A 17,373-nucleotide genomic window follows, 5' to 3' on the forward strand; every position below is an offset into this window, starting at 1 on the left:
ACAGTGCTCTGCCTTACCAGATGACCACACGCTCTTCTTTCGGCAGGTACATGCCGTCACCTTCCTTGACATCAAAGGCTTTGTAGAAGGCGTCGATATTCGGCAGTACACCTTGCACCCGGTATTGTGCCGGAGAGTGCGGATCGGTTTTCAGACGCTCGCTCAGGGCCTCGTCACGCATTTTCGTGCGCCATACTTGCGCCCAGCCCATAAACAGGCGCTGGTCACCGGTGAAGCCATCGATCACTGGTGCCTCTTCGCCCTTCAGGGACATTTTGTAGGCCTTGTAGGCGATGCCGAGACCAGAAAGGTCACCGATATTTTCTCCCAGAGTCAGCGCGCCGTTCACATGCTCACCCTCCAGTGGCTCGAACGCATTGTACTGGTCGACCAGTTTGGCAGTGAGTTTCTCAAAGTTGGCGCGGTCGGAGTCGGTCCACCAGTTGTTTAGGTAGCCTTGGCCATCGTACTTGCTGCCTTGGTCGTCGAAGCCGTGGCCAATTTCGTGACCAATCACGCCTCCGATGGCTCCGTAGTTCACGGCATCATCCGCTGCCATATTGAAGAACGGCGGTTGTAGTATCGCTGCAGGGAAGACGATCTCATTCATCGGTGGGTTGTAGTAAGCGTTCACTGTCTGCGGGTACATGTGCCACTCACTGCGATCCACCGGCTGGCCCAGCTTGGCGCGGTCGTACTCGGAATCAAAACGGCGTGCCGCCAATACGTTGCCCACCAAATCGTTGCTCACTTGCAGCGCACTGTAATCGCGCCACTGGTCCGGATAGCCGATTTTAGTGGTGAAGTTGGCCAGTTTTTCCAGCGCGCGTTTTTTGGTTTCCTCTCCCATCCAGTCCAGAGATTCGATGGAGTCCTTATAGGCTGCCTTGAGGTTGTTGACCAGTTCCACCATGCGGGCTTTGGCCTGGGGCGGGAAGTATTTTTCCACATAACGTTTGCCCACCAGCTCACCGGCGGCGCCATTGACGAATTGCACCGCGCGCTTCCAGCGGGGCTCCATTTCTTCTATACCCCGCACTTTTGTGCTGTAGAAGTCGAAGTGCAATTGCGCCAATTCGCTGTGCATATAGGGCGCCATGGAGGTGAGCAGCTTCACCTTCAGGTAGCGCTTCCAGGTATCCAGATCCGTGTCGGTGATAATCCCGTTGACGGTTTTAAGGTAATCCGGCTGGCCGACGATAACGTATTCCGCTTTCTGCAAGCGAGCTTCCGGCAAATAGATGTCCCAGTTGATTGCCGGTAGCAGCGTTGCCAGTTCTTTCAGGGACTTTTTGTTATAGGTTTTTTCGTCGTCGCGGTTTTCTACTCGAGTCCATTGGTGCTCGGCGAGGCGTTTTTCCAGTGCGTAGATGGTCTCCGCGCCTTTTGTCGCATCTTCCATTCCCGCCAGCTGTTGCAGCTTAGTCAAGAAGTCGATGTAGGCGGCTTGCAGTTGTCGGCCTTTATCGGAGTCATCGAAGTAATAGTCTCGGTCCGGCAGGCCGAGACCGGATTGCCAGAGGTAAACCGCGTAGTTCTCTACGTCCTTCACATCTTGGTTGATGAAGACGCCAAAGGGCGCGTCGAAGCCGATGGCATCGGCATAGGCGAAATAGCGGGTCAGGTCGTCGCGGTTTTTGATGGCATCTACTTTCTGCAGCTCGCCAGTGAGGGCGGCCAACCCGCGGGATTCGATGCGTTTTTCATCCATAAAACTGTTGTAAAGAGCGCCGATTTTTTCCGCGTCTTCGCCCTCGGCTCTCTCGCTGGCTTCCATGATCAGCGCTTTCACTTGTTCGGTGCTTTTATCGCGCAGCTCGTAGAAAGTGCCCCAGCTGGATTTGTCAGCGGGAATTTCGGTCCTGGCCATCCAGGCACCGTTTACGTAGTTGAAGAAGTCGTCCTGGGGACGGACCTCTGTGTTCATCGCGGTCAGATCAATGCCTGAGCCGAGCTCAACCTGCTGTACCGCGGTGGTGTCGTCAGTGCTTTTCTCGGTTTTGGGGGCTTCGGACTGGGAGCAGCCGGCCACTATGCCGGCGACAGCGAGGGATAAGAGCAATTTTTTCATCTTGGGCCTTTGTTGGGCTGATAATTACGCCACGATACTAAGCCGCGCGCACTGCTAAGGGCAAGCCGACTGCGCTCAGGTGTGTCTGACAAGAGAGGAAATGAAAAGCCCCGCGATTGCGGGGCTTTGTGCGGCTGCCGATCAGTTCGGCAGGCGGAAAGTGATGGGCACAGTGAACTGGTAGCTGTCCCGGGCCAGTTGCGGTGGTGCCGCGGGGAAGGGGCTGGCGCGTTTTACCGCCTCCCGGGCCTCGCGGTTGAGACTGGCATAGCGGGATTCCTGCAGGGGTTGCACGTCTTTCACCCGCCCCTGGGGATCAATGGTCACGTTCAGACGCACACTGCCTTCCTGGCCGCGCTCCTGGGCGCGCTTTGGATAGGTGATGTACTTGAATGTGTGGCGCAGCAACATGGAGTGATAGAGCTGCCGGGCCAGGATCAGGTCTGCTGTCAGCGGCGCCTCGTCTTCTTCCTCCTCCAATTCCTGTACCGGCGGCGGAGTGGGCTTGGTGGCCGCGACCTTGGCCGGCTGGGGTTTCGGCGTGTTGGCCGCGGGCTTGGGTGCGGCCTCCTTCACGGGTGTTTGGGGTTGGGCGCTGGCAGCGGCTAGGCTGGGCGGCGGTATATCAGATGCCAGGTTGGGCTTGGCTTTGGGCGCGGGCTGTGCGGCGGCCACCGCTGTTTCCTCAGTGCTGGCCTCTTCCTCTTCTTCACTCAGCAGGGCCGTCAGCTGGGCGATTCGTTCGCTGCTCGGTTCCAGCAGTTCAAAGTTCCCCAGAAGTGAGGGCGGGACATCCCCCGCGGCCAGAAGGCCATCCCGGAAGTCTGTGGAAGGGGGTACCGGGCCTATCCAGGCGCGCAACAGGGTATTGAAGAAGTCGCGATCCGCGATTTCACCCAGGGCAATGCCGTTTAAGGCCACCTTGGTGGTGCCAGTGCCCGCTTCGAAGTCGATGGTCAGGCGGTCTCCCTTCTGGTAGCGGCCAGAAAAGAGCTTGGCGAAGGTCACCATGTTTTCTGCCTGGCTACTGAGCACATTGCTGGAGTTATTGATGGCGATCCCTTCCATCCACTGGTTGCGGAAGCGGCGCGCGGACAGGCTGTCGGCGACGATCCGCACCTCCAGGCGGCGCGGTGTATTGTTGTCGAGCAGTGCGCTGGCACTGTCGGCAAGCGTTTCGGAATAGACTGCGGCGATATAGCGGTCCTTGTTGAATTGTTGCTCCAGGGCGAGTCCGTTTAGTAACGGTGCGGCTTTGGCCGTTAAGGCCACCGCAAACACCATAAGGGCTATGATGAGCTTTATCGGTTTCATTGTTCCTTGGTGTCAGTTCTCATTTCCGGACGGGAAGTATCCGGCAGGTGAGTGGATTGCGCACATCTCCCCCGAAAGTGCGCAGCCAGATTAAAAAGTGCGCCGTTTTGGCACTATGGGACAATTTAATCTGAACCGTGTCTAACTCTACTGCAATTGCAATGTAGTTCAACCCTGAAATAGGTAGAATGTCTCGTTTTTTCAATTTCGGACGCTTGTAAAGAAGACAGTGATCACTCTGCCGATAGAATGCGGCGGTTTGGCGTTGTTTAAATGGCGTCTAATGAAAATTGTTTCGGTATTGGTTGGGGCCGGAACGGAAAATTATCACTAATTGTCAAATAGCGGATGGATATAAAGCTTCTCACTGACTGTCCACGCGATGCTGTGGATCGCCTATTAAACGTCATTCATTTGTTTCGTGACATTCGTGCGAGCAGTGAGTGGCAATATGACGTGTTGCTGAAGCGTTCGCGCCTGGTGGGTTTACAGCCGGGAGAACCGCTGTTGAACGCTGGAGATGTGGATCAGTGGGTTTATTTCCTGTTACGGGGCGAATTGCAGGTGCACGTTGAGGGTGAGCGGGAGCGGCTTGTAAGTGAGCGACCGCTTGCAATTATTCGTCCGGGGGAGCTGTTCGGGGATCTCTCGATGCTGCTCGCAGAGCCCCGCAGTGCCACCATTGTGGCTGCGCCAACGAGCCGCGATACACAGGTGTTGGGAGTAGACTGTACGCTGTTTGCGGATTTAGACGATTTCTCTTTATTGCATCTGCCCACAAAGCTGGTTTTCTATCGAAATATGGTGCACTCGTTGCGCTGGAAATTGGAGGTATACCGCTCCAAGTATCCCGGCCACCAATTGGCGGACAGTCATCGCAAGCTGAAACTTTACACTGGACCCAAAAACAGCCGCGAAGAGCTTTCAGCCCTGGCGGATCAGGCTCGCGCTTTGGCACGCATCCTGCTGGACTGGAATGCCGAATTTGGCAGTGGCCAACTGGTGGACGATGACCCGGAAGTAAATGACTTTCTCGAATCAATGCTGTCTTGATCTGTCTGCGCCTGTGGGTAGATCCTTCTTATTCATTGTCCTTACGACTGCCGCAAGCGCGCTATAAGGAACCTCTGGTTAATTTGTGTGAGCGCTATCTAGTTGCATTGAGGCGCTCTGGCAGTGTCCGTTCTATCATCTGAGTTGCTGATTTCAGGGCGGAATCGCTTTGCGTCAGGAAAGCAACTAGCAGAGGCGCCCCAACCAGTGCTCATCCGGCACTGTCTGGCAGACCGCCGGAATATGGAACATCAATCAAGACTGGAGGTTGTCGTGAGCTGGCCTAAATCAATAACGCAGAGAGCAGCGGAATTGCGCACAGAACTGAGCTCTGAGTTTGATTCGTTTATACGCGAACGCCAGCTGCCGGAAACATTTCATGAGTTAATTGATAACTACTATCTGCCGCTGGCCGTGTGGTTGGAGAAAAAGCGGCAGCCGGACTGTGCATTGGTGGTGGGTATTTGTGGTGGCCAGGGGTCTGGGAAGTCCACTTTGACGGAGTTTCTCCGTTCGGTCTGGCTGCGGATGGGATTGCGCAGTGTTGGCTTCTCTCTCGACGACCTCTATCTTACCAAGGCGGAGCGCGAACAGCTTGCGCGGCAAATACATCCACTACTCAAAACCCGCGGTGTTCCGGGTACTCATGATGTGCAGTTGGGATTGAAAACGATTGACGCACTGCTCGCCGCGGATGCCGGCAGTGATATCGCGCTTCCTCTGTTCGACAAGTCCACGGACGACCGCGCCCCCTGTTCTGAATGGCCGCACCATCGTGGCACTGTGGATATTCTGCTGCTCGAAGGCTGGTGTGTCGGCGCCAAGCCTTGGCGGAATGCAGATGTGCCTATCAATTCCTTGGAGAAAAATGAAGATCCGGATGGAAGCTGGCGGAACTACATCAACCGGCAACTGGCGGGGTCCTATCGCGAGCTCTTTGAACGCCTGGATCTGTTGCTAATGTTGAAGGTCCCTGATATGGAATCCGTGTTGGAGTGGCGACGTTTGCAGGAACGGAAGCTGCGGGAGCGAACTGGTGGCGGTATGGATGATAGAGCGCTTGTACGCTTTGTGCAGCACTATGAGCGTATTACCCGTAATCTCCTTGCGGAAATGCCTGCACGCGCCGATTGTGTGTTTGAGCTGGGACGCGATCACCGGATTTGCGGGATGCGCCTAAACTCTTGATGTCGCCGGGCCAGCACCCGCGTGCGGACATGGTGCGTATTTTTCGTGCCCATAAAAGAAAACCCGGCTGAAGCCGGGTTTTGCATTTGTGGAGCCTGAGACCGCTGCGTTGTGGTTACTTGGCCTTCGGAGGACGGCCCGGACCGCGCTTGGCGGGAGCTTTCTTCGGGCGGCCGGGGCCTTTCTTCGCCGCGGTGGTGGTGGTAGCGGCTTTTTTCGGGCGACCGGGGCCTTTTTTCGCCGCAGTAGTGGCGGTTTCGGCTTTTTTCGGACGGCCGGGACCTCTTTTCGCTGTGGTAGTGGCAGCAGTTGCGGCTTTTTTCGGGCGACCGGGGCCTCTTTTGGCTGTGGTAGTTGTAGTGGCCGCAGCTTTTTTCGGGCGACCGGGCCCTCTTTTCGCTGTGGTAGCTTTCCGTTTTGCGGCGGCAGCTTTCTTCTTCTCTGCAGCGGCTTTCTTCTTGGCGGCAGCGGCGGCCTTCTTGGCTGCGGCGGCAGCTTTCTTCTTCTCGGCGGCAGCCAGCTTCTTGGCGATAGCCGCTTCTTCCTTGGCAACAGCCTTGGCGATCTTGGCGGCGAGCTTGTTTTCCGCTTTGATGTTAGCCAGTTGGGCTTTGGCTTCACGGGCGGCGGCCTTGGCGTTATCCGCTGCCTGTTTGGCCGCGGCGGCCGCAGTCTGAGCGGCTTTCAGCTGACGCTGCTGTGCGGGGGTGGTCTTCTTGGCGCGTACGGTTTTAACCTTAGCCGCGGCGGTTTTGGCTTTGGCGGCAGCCTTGGCGGCGTCCTTGGCCAGCTTGTCAGCGGCTTTCTCCGCATCTTTCTCTTGTTTGGCGCGAGCCTGTTCCAGTTTGGATTTCAATGCGTTCAGTTCCGCCTCCAGTTTGGCGACGGGGCTTACTACAGCGGGCGAAGACTTTCTTTTTGCAGCCATAAAATATCCCTGTATTCAATATTGTTGTGGATGAGTTCAGTATTGTTGCAGATGAAGGGGCGCCTCTATCAATTATTCTCCACCGCTTTCAAACGCTTCCGGTCCGCCGGATCGGGCGGAGCCGGGAGGGCATTTCCGGCAGAAAAGAATTGATAGAGAAGCCCCTTGATTTCATCGCGCTAATTGCAGCTTATTTATATACTTGAATGCAAGTGTTTTCGCGGCATTTTTACTCTTTGATGCGTAAATTTAAGGTTTTTTTAACCACATTGGCATTTGTCTGGCTCTGGATCTGCGGATTTTGGGCAATTTATCGCTATTTTGGCTCCGGTGCGATTGCCTGGCTGGGGTTGCTGTTGAATGCCTGGGCGTTGCCTCTTTGGATGTTGCTGCGCTCTATATGGCCGGAGAAATATCGGGGAGACCAGCGAGAGTCGGCCGCATTTGCGGCAGTTTTGGCAGGGCTGGCAGTTGTTCTGCTCACTGATACAGACAGGGGGCAACCGATTTATCTGGCTATCTGTAACCTGTTTATCTTTCTTGTTTACCTGTTTCACCTCAGCGCAGTGCGTCACCCGGATATGCCCGCCGTTGACTCCCGCTTTCCGGAATTGGTTGTCACCAGTTGCAAAATTTGGCATGCGGAAGAATATGCGCGCCGGAATAACTTCTGTGGTTTGCTGTTGATTTTTTTACGGGGAAGATGTTGTGCGGACAGTCGTGCATTGATTGCCGAGTTACGCGAGCTATCGCCGCATTTGCAAAAGCGGGGTGTGGGTCTCGTGCTCTTTAGTACTTCTCCTGCTTCCGACTGGGGCGGAAGCGGGCAGCTAGCAGCGGAAATACTGCAGCTTGAGAGCGGTGCTTGCGCGAATTTACCCTTTGTCGTTGCGGGCGGCGCACCGCTGCTGCCCTGTTCCAGAACGACTGCCGCGGCCCGCCCCAGTCAATGGCTGTTGGACAGTGAGGGGGTTGTCGTCTGGCGGCACCTGCCGCACAACTACCGAACGCCCGGCAGTGCGGACCTCTTACGCAGTCAATTGTTCCGCCTGGAAGAGTAATTTGTCAGTGGCGGTAAGGGGTTGATGTCACCTCTAATTGATTGGCTACTGGGGGGCGATTTTCTTCTCTCGGGTGCATAGCTCATGTGGTTTGATGGCGGCATTGAAAACCGGAGAAAAATGGCCGGCGCTACGGGTGGGAAAAGATCATCTATTACCTGGCTGCCTCCACCACAACGGTGGTACCCAGGCGAATTTAACCGGGCTTCTTTATAGTGGCCCATAGGGCAAATAGCGGTTATTGGAATTTTGCCGAATCCACAGCAACTGTTCGCGACTGAGAGGTGTGTTGCGCTGGCGCAGCGCCTTGGCAAGCGGAATCACTGCTGATTCCGCACCGGCATCCCAGCCCGGCAGTTGCATTTCTGCCAAGGTGAAAAATCGGATGAGCTGCCACAGTTGCTCGTCGCTCCAGTGCGCACTTTCTTCAAGCCAGCTTTGTGCGGGAAGACGTATCAACCGGGAATCCCGTTGATCCGCTTCTGCCAGAGATTCCATCAAGGGAGCGGATGACTGCGCGGCAGCGATAAAGCGTTGCAGCTGGTTGCGGTCGAATTGCGTTTTATCGCTGCAGGCATTGGCTGCACTTTCGGGTTCCCAGGCACCGACGCTCATGACATGCTTCTCTCTGCTCAGTGGAATGGCCGCGGATTATAGGGATTGAATGCGGGTGGAGCCATAGGGCCCGGCAACGGGTAAAATAGCTGCCCTACTTATATAGAAGAAAGACACAGTACCGAGGATAGGATGGAATTCATTTCCCAGCCAATACCGGCGACCAAGCGCGTGGCGCTGGTCGCACACGACAATCGCAAGGGGGCTCTGATTGAGTGGTGCAGCCGTCACCGAGAGTTGTTGCAGCGGCACCGTCTGGTTGGAACAGGTACCACCGGCAGTAAGATCGAAGCGGCTACCGGCCTGCAAGTGGAGAAGCTGCTCAGTGGCCCCATGGGTGGGGATCAGCAGCTGGGCGCCCGGATCTGTCAGGGAGAGGTAGATCTGCTGATCTTCTTTTGGGACCCCTTTGAGCCTATGCCCCATGACCCGGACGTCAAGGCATTGTTGCGTATTGCCGCGGTATGGAATATCCCGGTGGCCTGTAATGGCGCCAGTGCGGATATGATGGTGCAATCGGTGCTGATGGAGCGTGAGTTTGAGCGCGAAGTGCCCGATTATCAGGGCTATCTTGCAGGCAGGTAGTCGAACCTGGTGTTCAAATAATGACCTTTAGCTTGTGGGCGGTACTCTTAACTTATTGATATTGCTGGCTTTTTTGTTCGGTGCCAGGTTCCACTTGCAATGCTGGCAATTTCGCGGCAATCTTGCCCCCCTGATCAGACCGGTCAATCCGGCGCCATTCGCAATAAATAACTATACGGTGTTTTATGAGTAGACGACGCGGTAAGGCCGTAGAAGAGGAAAAAGCGGATATCGACCTGACGCCCATGCTGGACGTTGTGTTTATCATGCTGATCTTCTTTATCGTAACGGCGTCTTTTGTCAAAGAGAAAGCGCTGGACGTCAACGTGCCCGATCCGGAGCAAACCCAGCAGACCCCGCCGGATCCCGATAAGCAGAATATCCTGCTCACGGTCAACGCCAACGACGAGATTTGGATGGGAACCAGCCGCATCGATAGCCGTGCCGTGCGCGCTCGTATCGCGCAGCTGTTTGCCGAGAACCCGCAGGCTATCGTGATTGTGCGCGCGCACAACAAGTCGAGTGCCGATACCTATGTGCAGATTGCGGATGCGGCCAAGGAAGTGAACTCCAATATACAGGTGTCCCTGGTCCCATACGAGGACTAAGTGCCCCTGCATAGAAAAGCCGGCTGGTGCCGGCTTTTTTTGTATTTGCGCTGGGGTGATTTCCCCCCCCTTCCCCCCGCAGTCGGCTGTGGAGGCCGGGTCAGAACTCCGAGCGGATTGCCCAAAGGTCGGGAAACACCGGCTTAAACAGGGTCGTTCGCAGATAAGCGGCGCCGTTGGAGCCGCCGGTGCCCACCTTGCTGCCAATCGTCCGCTCCACCATCTTTACGTGCCGGTACCGCCACTGTTGCAGTAATGTGTCAATATCCACCAAGGCCTCGCAAATCTCGCTGATCAAAGGATCATTGCGGTAAATATCAATTAGTATCTTCTGCACCGCGGGTGAGGGTTCGGCTATCTTGCTGAAGTCGCGCTTCAGCTCACTTTCCGGAACCGGGTGCCCCTCTTTGGTCAGGAAGTTCAGAAAGGCGTCCCAGAGCGTGGGGGCTTGCAAGCGTTTTTGTAGGCGCAGGTAGTGTTCCGAGCCAGCCTCGTAGTTGTCCAGTTTTTTGGGGTCCTTGGCGCCGTATAGAAACTCCAGCTCGCGGAACTGGAAGGACTGGAAGCCGCTGGCGGTGGAAAGCCGGTCTCGAAAGGACATGAACTCCAGTGGTGTCAGGGTCTCCAGGATATCCACCTGCTGAATCAAGGTGCGGTATATCGCGCCCACCCGTTTCAGTGTGTGCAAGGCGCGATTGCGTTCGCCCTCATCGAACAGCACCACCAGATAGTCCAGTTCATGCAACAGCTGCTTGAACCACAGTTCGTAGCTCTGGTGAATAATGATAAACAGCATCTCGTCGTGTTCAGGCCCATCCGACAGTGGGATCTGGCACTGCAACAACTCGTCTACTTTCAGGTAAGAGCTATAAGTAATGGTCATAGGGGATCGATTCTTGATTGGTCTTTGACCAGGCGCGAAATATTGTTTTCTTTATATGGCGCGGATCAAAATTAAAATTGCATAAATGTTATTAGTATTAGGGCCATTATAAGGGGCTCTTCGCATCAGAGTGTGAACTTATCGCGTAACTGAGAATTTGCAAGCGTTCTGTCCGGGCGCGAGAGGGTTTGCTTTGTTTCGGTCACCGACAAGTTTCGCAGTACCTGTGCCGCCTTTCGTGCCTATGGTTTGGCGTGGAGCGCCTCTGAGCTTTTTTATTTCGGATGAAAAGAACCGGATAAGGTTGGGAAACCCTCTAATGGAAAGATCGATACAGGCGCTGCGCATTGACGGCGCTCGTCTCTGGGACAGTCTGATGGCAATGGCCAGCATCGGTGCCACGCCCGCAGGAGGGTGCAATCGCCAGGCACTAACCGATGAAGATAAGCAGGGCCGGGACCTGTTTGTGCGGTGGTGCCGCGAAATCGGCTGTGAGATTCGCGTAGACCGCATGGGCAATATTTTCGCCCGTCGCGCGGGTACCGAAGCCGGAATAGCACCGGTGATCACAGGGTCTCATCTCGATACCCAGCCCACCGGCGGAAAATTCGACGGTGTTTACGGGGTCCTCGCCGGTTTGGAGGTACTGCGGACCTTGGAAGACAAGGGTATAAAAACCAGGGCCCCGCTGGAATTGGTGGTGTGGACCAACGAGGAAGGGGCACGTTTTTCCCCGGCGATGATCGGCTCGGGAGTCTGGGCCGGAGAGTTCACGCTGGAATACGCTCACAGCCGCGCCGACAAAAGTGGCAAGACCATCGGCGAAGAGCTGGCGCGCATTGGTTACCTGGGTGAGCTGGCGCCGGAGCCGGGCCCCGTGACCGCGGCCTTTGAGGCCCATATTGAGCAGGGCCCTATTCTGGAAAAGCAGAATGAGACGATCGGTGTGGTCACCGGCGTCCAGGGTATTCGCTGGTACGACGTTACTTTCCGCGGCAAGCCTTGCCACGCAGGCCCCACACCCATGGCCGACCGGCGCGATCCGGTACAGGCACTGGCCATTCTGTGCGAACGCCTCTACAGCGAAGTCAAAGCCTATTCCGACGACGCCCGCATGACCTGCGGCGACCTGCGCGCTGAGCCCGGCAGCCGCAACACGGTGCCGGAGAAGGTGGTTTTGGCTCTGGACTTGCGCCACCCCAAACCCGATGGACTCGAGCACCTGCACCGCACCCTCTACCGGCTGGCGGAGCAGGTAGAGGAGGCTGCCGGCGTTACTATCGATGTGCGCGAGGAGTGGCACTCGCCGCCGGTGCAGTTTGATGAGTCCTGTGTTGCGGCGGTCAGCGCGGCGGTGGAAAGGCTCGGCTACAGTCACAGAAAGATGGTCTCTGGCGCGGGTCACGACTCCGTGTATGTCTCCCGCGTCGCGCCGGTGTCGATGATCTTTGTGCCTTGCGCTGGCGGCTTGTCTCACAACGAAGCCGAATTCGCGGAGCCGGCGCATTTGGAAGCCGGCTGCAACGTGCTAATGCACGCGATGCTGGACAGGGCGGGAATAGCGTAAAACGGTTTCCCCACCCGAGCCTCTGATCCGCTTGAGCGCACTGTCTCGCTTTTAGGGGTACTCGGGTAGATGCCCCGTGCGCAACCATTGAAGGCTCCCCGAGAAGGGGTAACGCTTGTTTACAACATCCGGAACAATAAGCCATGACTGAATTCACTCTGAAGCGACGTAAAGACGAAGGCGGCACCGCACCTCTGGAAAACTGGGGGATGGACTCCGAGTACGGACTGCTGCGCGACGTGCTGATCGGCCCAGTGGACAATTTCAGCTGGCGCACCGGCAATGCCAGTGCGCGCCGCGCGGAGCGTCTGGGGTTCGAGTTCGACCATAAGGTGGCCGCGGCCCAGCATGCGGAAATGCTGGATGCTTACCGCCATGCCGGTGTGAATGTGCACTTGATCCCCGCGGACAGCAGCCTGCCCTACCAGATCTACGGTCGCGACTCTTCGGTAATGACGCCCTGGGGACCGATTGTCACCCAGATGTACAGCCCCTGGCGCCGCGGTGAATGGGTGCCCATCGTGAAGAAATACGCCGAGTTGGGGATTCCGATATATGACTGCATTACCGCCGGTTCGCTGGAAGGCGGCGACTTTATGGTACTGGAACCCGGCGTCATCTTATGCGGTTACTCCGGGGAGCGCACCAGCAAGGCGGGCTTCGAGCAAATGAAGGGCTGGATTGAGAAGGAAGGCTGGGAGGTCAAAGGCTATCCCTTCGATCCTTTCTTTCTACATATCGACGTGATGGTGGCCATGCTGGCGGAAAAGCTGGCGGCGGTCTGCGTGGATGCGGTAGAGCCGGAGCTGGTGCAGTGGTTCAAGAGCCGCAACATCGAGATTATCGACATCTCCTTCCCACAGATACTGGAACTTGGCGTCAATGTCGTCGCGCTCGGCAACGATCGCGTTATGCTGCCAAAAGCCAACAAGGCACTGGCAGAGCGGTGCCGCGCACACGGGCTGGAGGTGATTGACCCCGATATTTCCATGATTACCCCCGGCGGTGGCGGCGTGCACTGTATGTGTCAACCTCTGCGTCGGGATTCGGTGGCCAAATCGGGTGCCTGACGTCAACCAAACTGGTCGATTCGGAACTCGCCCGCGGCGCACTGGTGGTTACCATTAGCCCGGAAAACTTCCAAGCGCACAGGACTCTCTCTTCCAGTTGTTCCACTGACGGGAGGGGTGCGTGCAACACTGACAAGCGGAGAAGCCCATGCAAAGTTCCTGCGCGGAAATCCAGGCTAAGGTCACCGACCGTGTGCTGGAAATCACGATTAATCGCCCCGAGCGCAAGAATGCCCTCACCATGGCCATGTATACGGCCATGGCCGAATTACTCAATGAGGCCGCGGAAAGTGCCGAGATTCGCGTCGCAATTATCTCCGGTGCGGGAGGGGCCTTTACCAGTGGCAATGACCTGCTGGATTTTCTCGGCGGTTCAGCGTCCAGTGCGGATTCGCCGGTTTTCCAGTTTATGCTGGCCCTGTACAACTTCCCCAAGCCCGTGGTTGCTGCGGTCAACGGCCCCGCGGTCGGGATAGGCACCACCATGCTGCTGCACTGTGATATGGCCTTTGCCGGCAGCGACGCTCTGTTCCAGATGCCATTTGTGAATTTGGGGTTGGTGCCGGAGTATGCCTCAAGCTTTTTCCTCCCGCGTATAGCGGGGCATGTCAAGGCGGCGGAACTGCTGCTGTTGGGCAAAAAGTTTGATGCGGATGAAGCAGTGGAAATTGGCATTTGTAACGCTGCGGTACCGGCGGATCAAACCCTGGCGCGGGCCCGGGCTGTTGCCTCCGAGTTGGCGGCAAAGGCGCCGGAAGCGGTGCGCCTGGCCAAACAGCTGCTGCGCAAGGGAACACGTCAAGTGGGCATGGAGGTGATCAAAGAGGAGGCCCAGTACTTCCAGCAGCGCCTGTCCTCAGAGGAGTTCAAGGAAGCCGCCACGGCCTTTATGGAAAAGCGGCCGGCGGACTTTTCCCGCTTCGAGTAACAAAAAGCCCCTTCGCGGGGCTTTCTGCTTAAGGAACCTCTGATTAATTCACTCGGGAGCTGTAGTGTGCTTCTGGGGCGGGCCGGGCAGGGTAGATTTTGTCGATAACACGTATTGCCTTGTCGGGATGATCGGTAAAGACGCCATCGACACCCAGACGGCGGATAAAGAGTTGCAGCAGATTGTCAAAACGGGAGAATTTTCCCGGCAGCTGCTGAACATCGGCACGGAAAGTGTAGGGGTGTATCACTAGATTCTGTTGCCGGGCTCTTTGTGCCAGCCCAGTGGATACTGGCTGCCCTCCCTCCAGGCGTATCAGCATCATGTTCCAGGGGCCTATTCCGTCGGCGTAGCCGGCAATCTTCTGCAACCCGGCGGATTCCAGCATCCAATCGTAATCGTAGTTAACCAGTTCTCCGTTGGTCTCTACCTTCTTTTCTCCCCACTCGGTATCTGCAATCAGTTGTACCAGGGGAAGATCCATACCGAGGCGCGGCATCAGTTCCCATTTGATACGTTGCAGTTCCTCTGCGTCAAAACTCTGCAGATATATATTCTGCCTGCGGTCCACATAGCCGTACTCTTTTAATTTGATCAGCGTCAGCAGGGCGATGTCTTTGCCTTCTCGGTGGTGGAACCAAGGTTTATTGATTTCCGGATAAATGCCGATGTTGTACCCAAGGCTTTTGTTTAACCCTTGGATCAGTTCGATTTCTTCGTCCAGGGTGGACAGCTGGAAACTGGAATTCCACAGCGGGAAGCGTTGCGGGTACTTAGGGGTTTGCACGCCGCCATTAGTGACAAAGGGTTCACTGACTTTTAGCTGCTTCAGTTCGGCAAGTGTGAAGTCGATCGTATAGTAGTGGCCGTCATCGCGGGCACGATCTGGAAATACCTGGGCCACGTTGGTGATATTGTCCAGAACAATGTCGTGCATCACGATCAAGTGATCATCCTTGCTGAGGGTGAGGTCCTGTTCTATGTAGTCTGGGCGCATAGCATAGGCTAGGGCTTTGGACTCCAGAGTGTGTTCCGGCAGGTATCCAGAGGCGCCCCTGTGGGCGATGACAACCGGTCGTTCACTTTTCCAGGCAAATGCGCCACTGGCCAGGGATAGGAGGGGTGCCGTCAGTGCAACGGCAGAGAAAACGGCTATCAGTGTGGATCGGATCATCTTAGTGGCCGATGGAGTGGTGGATTTGGATATTTTTTACGGAATCTTTGTGACACTTTGGTAACAGTCAGGCCGATGCGGCGCTGAATGGAACCTTTTTCATCCCTGTATCCGGCGCACCTCATCAGGCTGCAACATCAATTTACCGCCGGGAGGCGAAATAATCAGAGGTCCAAAAGATTACTGCACTATCTTGATCCACTCGCCGGGCTTGGGCTCGCCGCGCGGGTAGTAGCCGTTCAGCAGCCGCAGCTGCTCTTCTGCGTATTCGCCGATTTCCATATGCCTTGCCAGTGAAGAAAAGGTGGTTTTTTCATTGGCTTTCACGTAGCGAACCCGCTTGATATCCGGCTGGATAAGATCGCTTTTGCGCAGGGGCCGGAAGCTGCGGATACTGGTGAGAAAGAGGTTGTCATATTCGTTGAAGGTTTCTGCGTCGCGAGCGGAAGCGTCGTTGATTTTTCCCTCCAGAATGTACTGGCGGCTGCCGTAGTAGATCACCGCGACTCTGTCCGGACTATCGCTGTCAGCATCGGGCAGCCTGCCGGTGTGGCCCACCAATTGGTATTGGTGCAATTTTTCATCCTGTTCCAAATCGCGGACATCATAGGTCTCGCGCAATGCCATATCCGCGGGCTGGTTGTTTTGCCGTTGCGCCACCCTGATGGTGATGGTGGCCTTGTTATCCGGTGCTGTGCCGACGATGGCGGAGCGCTGGTTTTCCACTTTCCAGCCTTTGGGAAACAGCAGGGAAAATCCCAGGCGTTTGTGGTTATAGCGATTTTTGTCGGACTGCTGGACATTGTGCCCGTACACTAAGCCATCGGTTTTTTCCCGGTAGTAATCCGCTTTGATGATCTTGCGGTCTTCCGGCAGCTGGCCGGCCGCTTCCACCACCTCTTGCAGGCGGATATCGTTGCGCGGGTGGGTGGAAAAGACGCCGTGGTAGGTTTGCGGCTTCTTGCCTTCCAGCCGCGCGCGGCGGCGGGCGAATGTCTCCTGGTCCTTGAGCAGGCCGATTACATTGATCATCGCCTGGGGGTCGTAACCGGCGTTATACATGTACTGGGCGCCGAAGCGGTCCGCTTCCAGTTCCATTTCGCGCCCGTAGCCCTTGACCGCGGCGGTGCTCCACAAGTTAGTGACATCGCCTACTACGCCACTGCCGGTCACCAGTACCGAGAGTACCGAAGCGACTCCGGCTCCGGTCGCCGCGGTTTTCTGCCGCACCGCGTGGCGGGCGGTGATATGACCGATTTCATGGGCCAGCACCGCTGCCATTTCCGCCTCGGAGTGCAGGTAGGTGAGTAGGCCGCGGTTGATGTACACATAGCCTCCGGGCAGGGCGAAGGCGTTGATGTCCTGGCTGTCGATAATCGTAAAGTGATAGTTGAGATCCGGCCTGTCGCTGGCGGCGGCAATCTTCTGGCCCACGTGATTCACATAGGCGGTGAGCACCGGATCGTTGTAAATGGGAGTGCTGGCGATCAGCTTCGTGTGCATTTCGCGGCCGATTTCGATTTCCTTTTCCTCGGACATCAAAACCAGATCCGGGCGGTTGGTTGCCGGGTTGAAGGCACAGCCGGGGGCGGCTGCGATCAGAATGGCGATCAGAATGTTATTGAAGTAACGCATCCCGCTTCTCTCCCTTTTGAGGACATGTTGTCAGGATTTGCCGTTGGCGGGCAGCAGAAATTGTTGCAGCTGTGCCGCCATACCTTTGCAGGCGTTATTCTGTACCCGTGCAATCAGTGGAATCGGCACGACGATGGCGGGCATATAGGACGTTCCTTTCGCGTCTGCACTGAGCTTGCCGGACAATTCCTGATCGCGGAAATCCCACACTGACGCCTCGTAGTCGGATTCCTTGTCCCAGGTGCCGAAGCCGAAACAGCCAGCGCCGCCGGTGCCGATGGAACAGCCGATGGAACCGGCACTGGCTGTGGTCTCGGTGGACCCGTCTATCCACACAATGTATTTGACACCGTAGGCTTCCATGCGCTCACGCACGTTGGGAATTTCCAGCAGGCGGTCGAGAGAGCGCAGGTGCATGGGGGCCGTGCGCGGTTCGAACCAGGGGTACATGGCATCCAGAAAATGTTTCTCTGGTATCACCTTCACTCCCCGTGCGGGATCGTGCAGCTCCCGGCCGACACAGTCGATGAGGTCGGGTTCTGTTTCGTATTCGCTCGAATGGCGGCGCCCGAGGATCACGACGGTGTCCCCCGCTGCCAGTTCGCCGTCGCTGCGGCGGTATTCGTCGATGACCACGGTGGTGCAGCCGCTGATCAGCGCCAGACTGAAGACAAACAATGATTTGAACACAGC

The 17,373-nt window shown here is 56.4% G+C and carries 16 protein-coding genes; 8 read left to right on the plus strand and 8 right to left on the minus strand.

The genetic code is table 11. From position 1 onward, the window contains the following. Positions 1-13: 13 nt before the first annotated feature. The gene (locus BM155_RS12060; RefSeq protein ID WP_074903396.1) at positions 14-2,071 is read right to left on the minus strand and encodes a M13 family metallopeptidase; all 2,058 of its coding nucleotides are present in this window, start codon (positions 2,069-2,071) and stop codon (positions 14-16) included. A gap of 141 nt (positions 2,072-2,212) precedes the next feature. Then, on the minus strand, positions 2,213-3,385 hold the full coding sequence (locus BM155_RS12065; RefSeq protein ID WP_074903398.1) for a TonB family protein: 1,173 nt from the start codon (positions 3,383-3,385) through the stop codon (positions 2,213-2,215). A gap of 387 nt (positions 3,386-3,772) precedes the next feature. Here BM155_RS12065 and BM155_RS12070 point away from each other — a divergent pair, with 387 nt between their 5' ends. Continuing rightward, the gene (locus BM155_RS12070) at positions 3,773-4,438 is read left to right on the plus strand and encodes a Crp/Fnr family transcriptional regulator (protein ID WP_254773185.1); all 666 of its coding nucleotides are present in this window, start codon (positions 3,773-3,775) and stop codon (positions 4,436-4,438) included. A 312-nt stretch (positions 4,439-4,750) separates the two neighbouring features. Then, positions 4,751-5,626: a phosphoribulokinase gene (locus tag BM155_RS12075; RefSeq protein WP_197463034.1), complete on the plus strand. Its 876-nt coding sequence runs from the start codon at positions 4,751-4,753 to the stop codon at positions 5,624-5,626. A gap of 115 nt (positions 5,627-5,741) precedes the next feature. On the opposite strand, the gene BM155_RS12080 is transcribed toward BM155_RS12075, so the two are convergent. After that, positions 5,742-6,554: a hypothetical protein gene (locus BM155_RS12080; protein ID WP_074903400.1), complete on the minus strand. Its 813-nt coding sequence runs from the start codon at positions 6,552-6,554 to the stop codon at positions 5,742-5,744. Positions 6,555-6,793: 239 nt separating this feature from the next. On the opposite strand from BM155_RS12080, the gene BM155_RS12090 reads away from it, so the two are divergent. Further along, entirely contained in the window at positions 6,794-7,615 is an 822-nt protein-coding gene (locus BM155_RS12090; protein ID WP_139223250.1) for a hypothetical protein, read from the plus strand. A gap of 210 nt (positions 7,616-7,825) precedes the next feature. Here the strand turns inward: BM155_RS12090 and BM155_RS12095 are convergent, their stop codons facing one another. Continuing rightward, positions 7,826-8,230, minus strand: coding sequence for a hypothetical protein (locus BM155_RS12095; protein ID WP_067151265.1), 405 nt, complete (start codon positions 8,228-8,230; stop codon positions 7,826-7,828). A gap of 132 nt (positions 8,231-8,362) precedes the next feature. Here BM155_RS12095 and BM155_RS12100 point away from each other — a divergent pair, with 132 nt between their 5' ends. Both BM155_RS12100 and BM155_RS12105 read left to right on the plus strand, forming a co-directional pair. Further along, complete coding sequence (locus BM155_RS12100; RefSeq protein ID WP_067151268.1) at positions 8,363-8,815, plus strand: methylglyoxal synthase; 453 nt, start codon at positions 8,363-8,365, stop codon at positions 8,813-8,815. A gap of 185 nt (positions 8,816-9,000) precedes the next feature. Next, positions 9,001-9,423, plus strand: a complete 423-nt coding sequence (locus BM155_RS12105) for an ExbD/TolR family protein (protein WP_074903406.1) — start codon at positions 9,001-9,003, stop codon at positions 9,421-9,423. 100 nt (positions 9,424-9,523) lie between these two features. Here BM155_RS12105 and BM155_RS12110 read toward each other — a convergent pair whose 3' ends face one another. Further along, complete coding sequence (locus BM155_RS12110; RefSeq protein WP_067151274.1) at positions 9,524-10,306, minus strand: tryptophan 2,3-dioxygenase; 783 nt, start codon at positions 10,304-10,306, stop codon at positions 9,524-9,526. Positions 10,307-10,625: 319 nt separating this feature from the next. Here BM155_RS12110 and BM155_RS12115 point away from each other — a divergent pair, with 319 nt between their 5' ends. The 3 genes from BM155_RS12115 (at position 10,626) to BM155_RS12125 (ending at position 13,871) form a co-directional block, all read left to right on the plus strand. Beyond that, on the plus strand, positions 10,626-11,873 hold the full coding sequence (locus tag BM155_RS12115) for a Zn-dependent hydrolase (protein ID WP_067151277.1): 1,248 nt from the start codon (positions 10,626-10,628) through the stop codon (positions 11,871-11,873). A gap of 143 nt (positions 11,874-12,016) precedes the next feature. Then, positions 12,017-12,943: a dimethylarginine dimethylaminohydrolase family protein gene (locus tag BM155_RS12120; protein ID WP_074903408.1), complete on the plus strand. Its 927-nt coding sequence runs from the start codon at positions 12,017-12,019 to the stop codon at positions 12,941-12,943. Between the two features lie 148 nt (positions 12,944-13,091). Continuing rightward, the gene (locus BM155_RS12125) at positions 13,092-13,871 is read left to right on the plus strand and encodes an enoyl-CoA hydratase (RefSeq protein ID WP_067151283.1); all 780 of its coding nucleotides are present in this window, start codon (positions 13,092-13,094) and stop codon (positions 13,869-13,871) included. A gap of 43 nt (positions 13,872-13,914) precedes the next feature. Here BM155_RS12125 and glpQ read toward each other — a convergent pair whose 3' ends face one another. From glpQ to BM155_RS12140, 3 genes are all read right to left on the minus strand, one after another. Continuing rightward, positions 13,915-15,045 carry a glycerophosphodiester phosphodiesterase gene (gene glpQ, locus BM155_RS12130; RefSeq protein WP_074903410.1) on the minus strand — a complete coding sequence of 377 codons (1,131 nt, stop codon included), beginning with the start codon at positions 15,043-15,045 and terminating at the stop codon, positions 13,915-13,917. Between the two features lie 180 nt (positions 15,046-15,225). After that, positions 15,226-16,680: a M48 family metalloprotease gene (locus BM155_RS12135; protein WP_074903413.1), complete on the minus strand. Its 1,455-nt coding sequence runs from the start codon at positions 16,678-16,680 to the stop codon at positions 15,226-15,228. A gap of 30 nt (positions 16,681-16,710) precedes the next feature. Next, positions 16,711-17,370 (minus strand): hypothetical protein, encoded by a 660-nt coding sequence (locus BM155_RS12140; RefSeq protein WP_067151289.1) that lies wholly within the window; start codon positions 17,368-17,370, stop codon positions 16,711-16,713. Positions 17,371-17,373 lie beyond the last annotated feature (3 nt).

This window comes from Microbulbifer thermotolerans (assembly GCF_900112305.1).
In the GTDB taxonomy this organism is placed as follows: Bacteria; Pseudomonadota; Gammaproteobacteria; order Pseudomonadales; family Cellvibrionaceae; genus Microbulbifer; species Microbulbifer thermotolerans.

What these genes read in the sequence shown, in the direction of transcription:
- BM155_RS12060 (WP_074903396.1), bottom strand. Translation starts at nt 2,071, where the DNA reads ATGAAAAAATTGCTCTTATCCCTCGCTGTCGCCGGCATAGTGGCCGGC.
- BM155_RS12065 (WP_074903398.1), bottom strand. Translation starts at nt 3,385, where the DNA reads ATGAAACCGATAAAGCTCATCATAGCCCTTATGGTGTTTGCGGTGGCC.
- BM155_RS12080 (WP_074903400.1), bottom strand. Translation starts at nt 6,554, where the DNA reads ATGGCTGCAAAAAGAAAGTCTTCGCCCGCTGTAGTAAGCCCCGTCGCC.
- BM155_RS12090 (WP_139223250.1), top strand. Translation starts at nt 6,794, where the DNA reads ATGCGTAAATTTAAGGTTTTTTTAACCACATTGGCATTTGTCTGGCTC.
- BM155_RS12095 (WP_067151265.1), bottom strand. Translation starts at nt 8,230, where the DNA reads ATGAGCGTCGGTGCCTGGGAACCCGAAAGTGCAGCCAATGCCTGCAGC.
- BM155_RS12100 (WP_067151268.1), top strand. Translation starts at nt 8,363, where the DNA reads ATGGAATTCATTTCCCAGCCAATACCGGCGACCAAGCGCGTGGCGCTG.
- BM155_RS12105 (WP_074903406.1), top strand. Translation starts at nt 9,001, where the DNA reads ATGAGTAGACGACGCGGTAAGGCCGTAGAAGAGGAAAAAGCGGATATC.
- BM155_RS12110 (WP_067151274.1), bottom strand. Translation starts at nt 10,306, where the DNA reads ATGACCATTACTTATAGCTCTTACCTGAAAGTAGACGAGTTGTTGCAG.
- BM155_RS12115 (WP_067151277.1), top strand. Translation starts at nt 10,626, where the DNA reads ATGGAAAGATCGATACAGGCGCTGCGCATTGACGGCGCTCGTCTCTGG.
- BM155_RS12120 (WP_074903408.1), top strand. Translation starts at nt 12,017, where the DNA reads ATGACTGAATTCACTCTGAAGCGACGTAAAGACGAAGGCGGCACCGCA.
- BM155_RS12125 (WP_067151283.1), top strand. Translation starts at nt 13,092, where the DNA reads ATGCAAAGTTCCTGCGCGGAAATCCAGGCTAAGGTCACCGACCGTGTG.
- glpQ (WP_074903410.1), bottom strand. Translation starts at nt 15,045, where the DNA reads ATGATCCGATCCACACTGATAGCCGTTTTCTCTGCCGTTGCACTGACG.
- BM155_RS12135 (WP_074903413.1), bottom strand. Translation starts at nt 16,680, where the DNA reads ATGCGTTACTTCAATAACATTCTGATCGCCATTCTGATCGCAGCCGCC.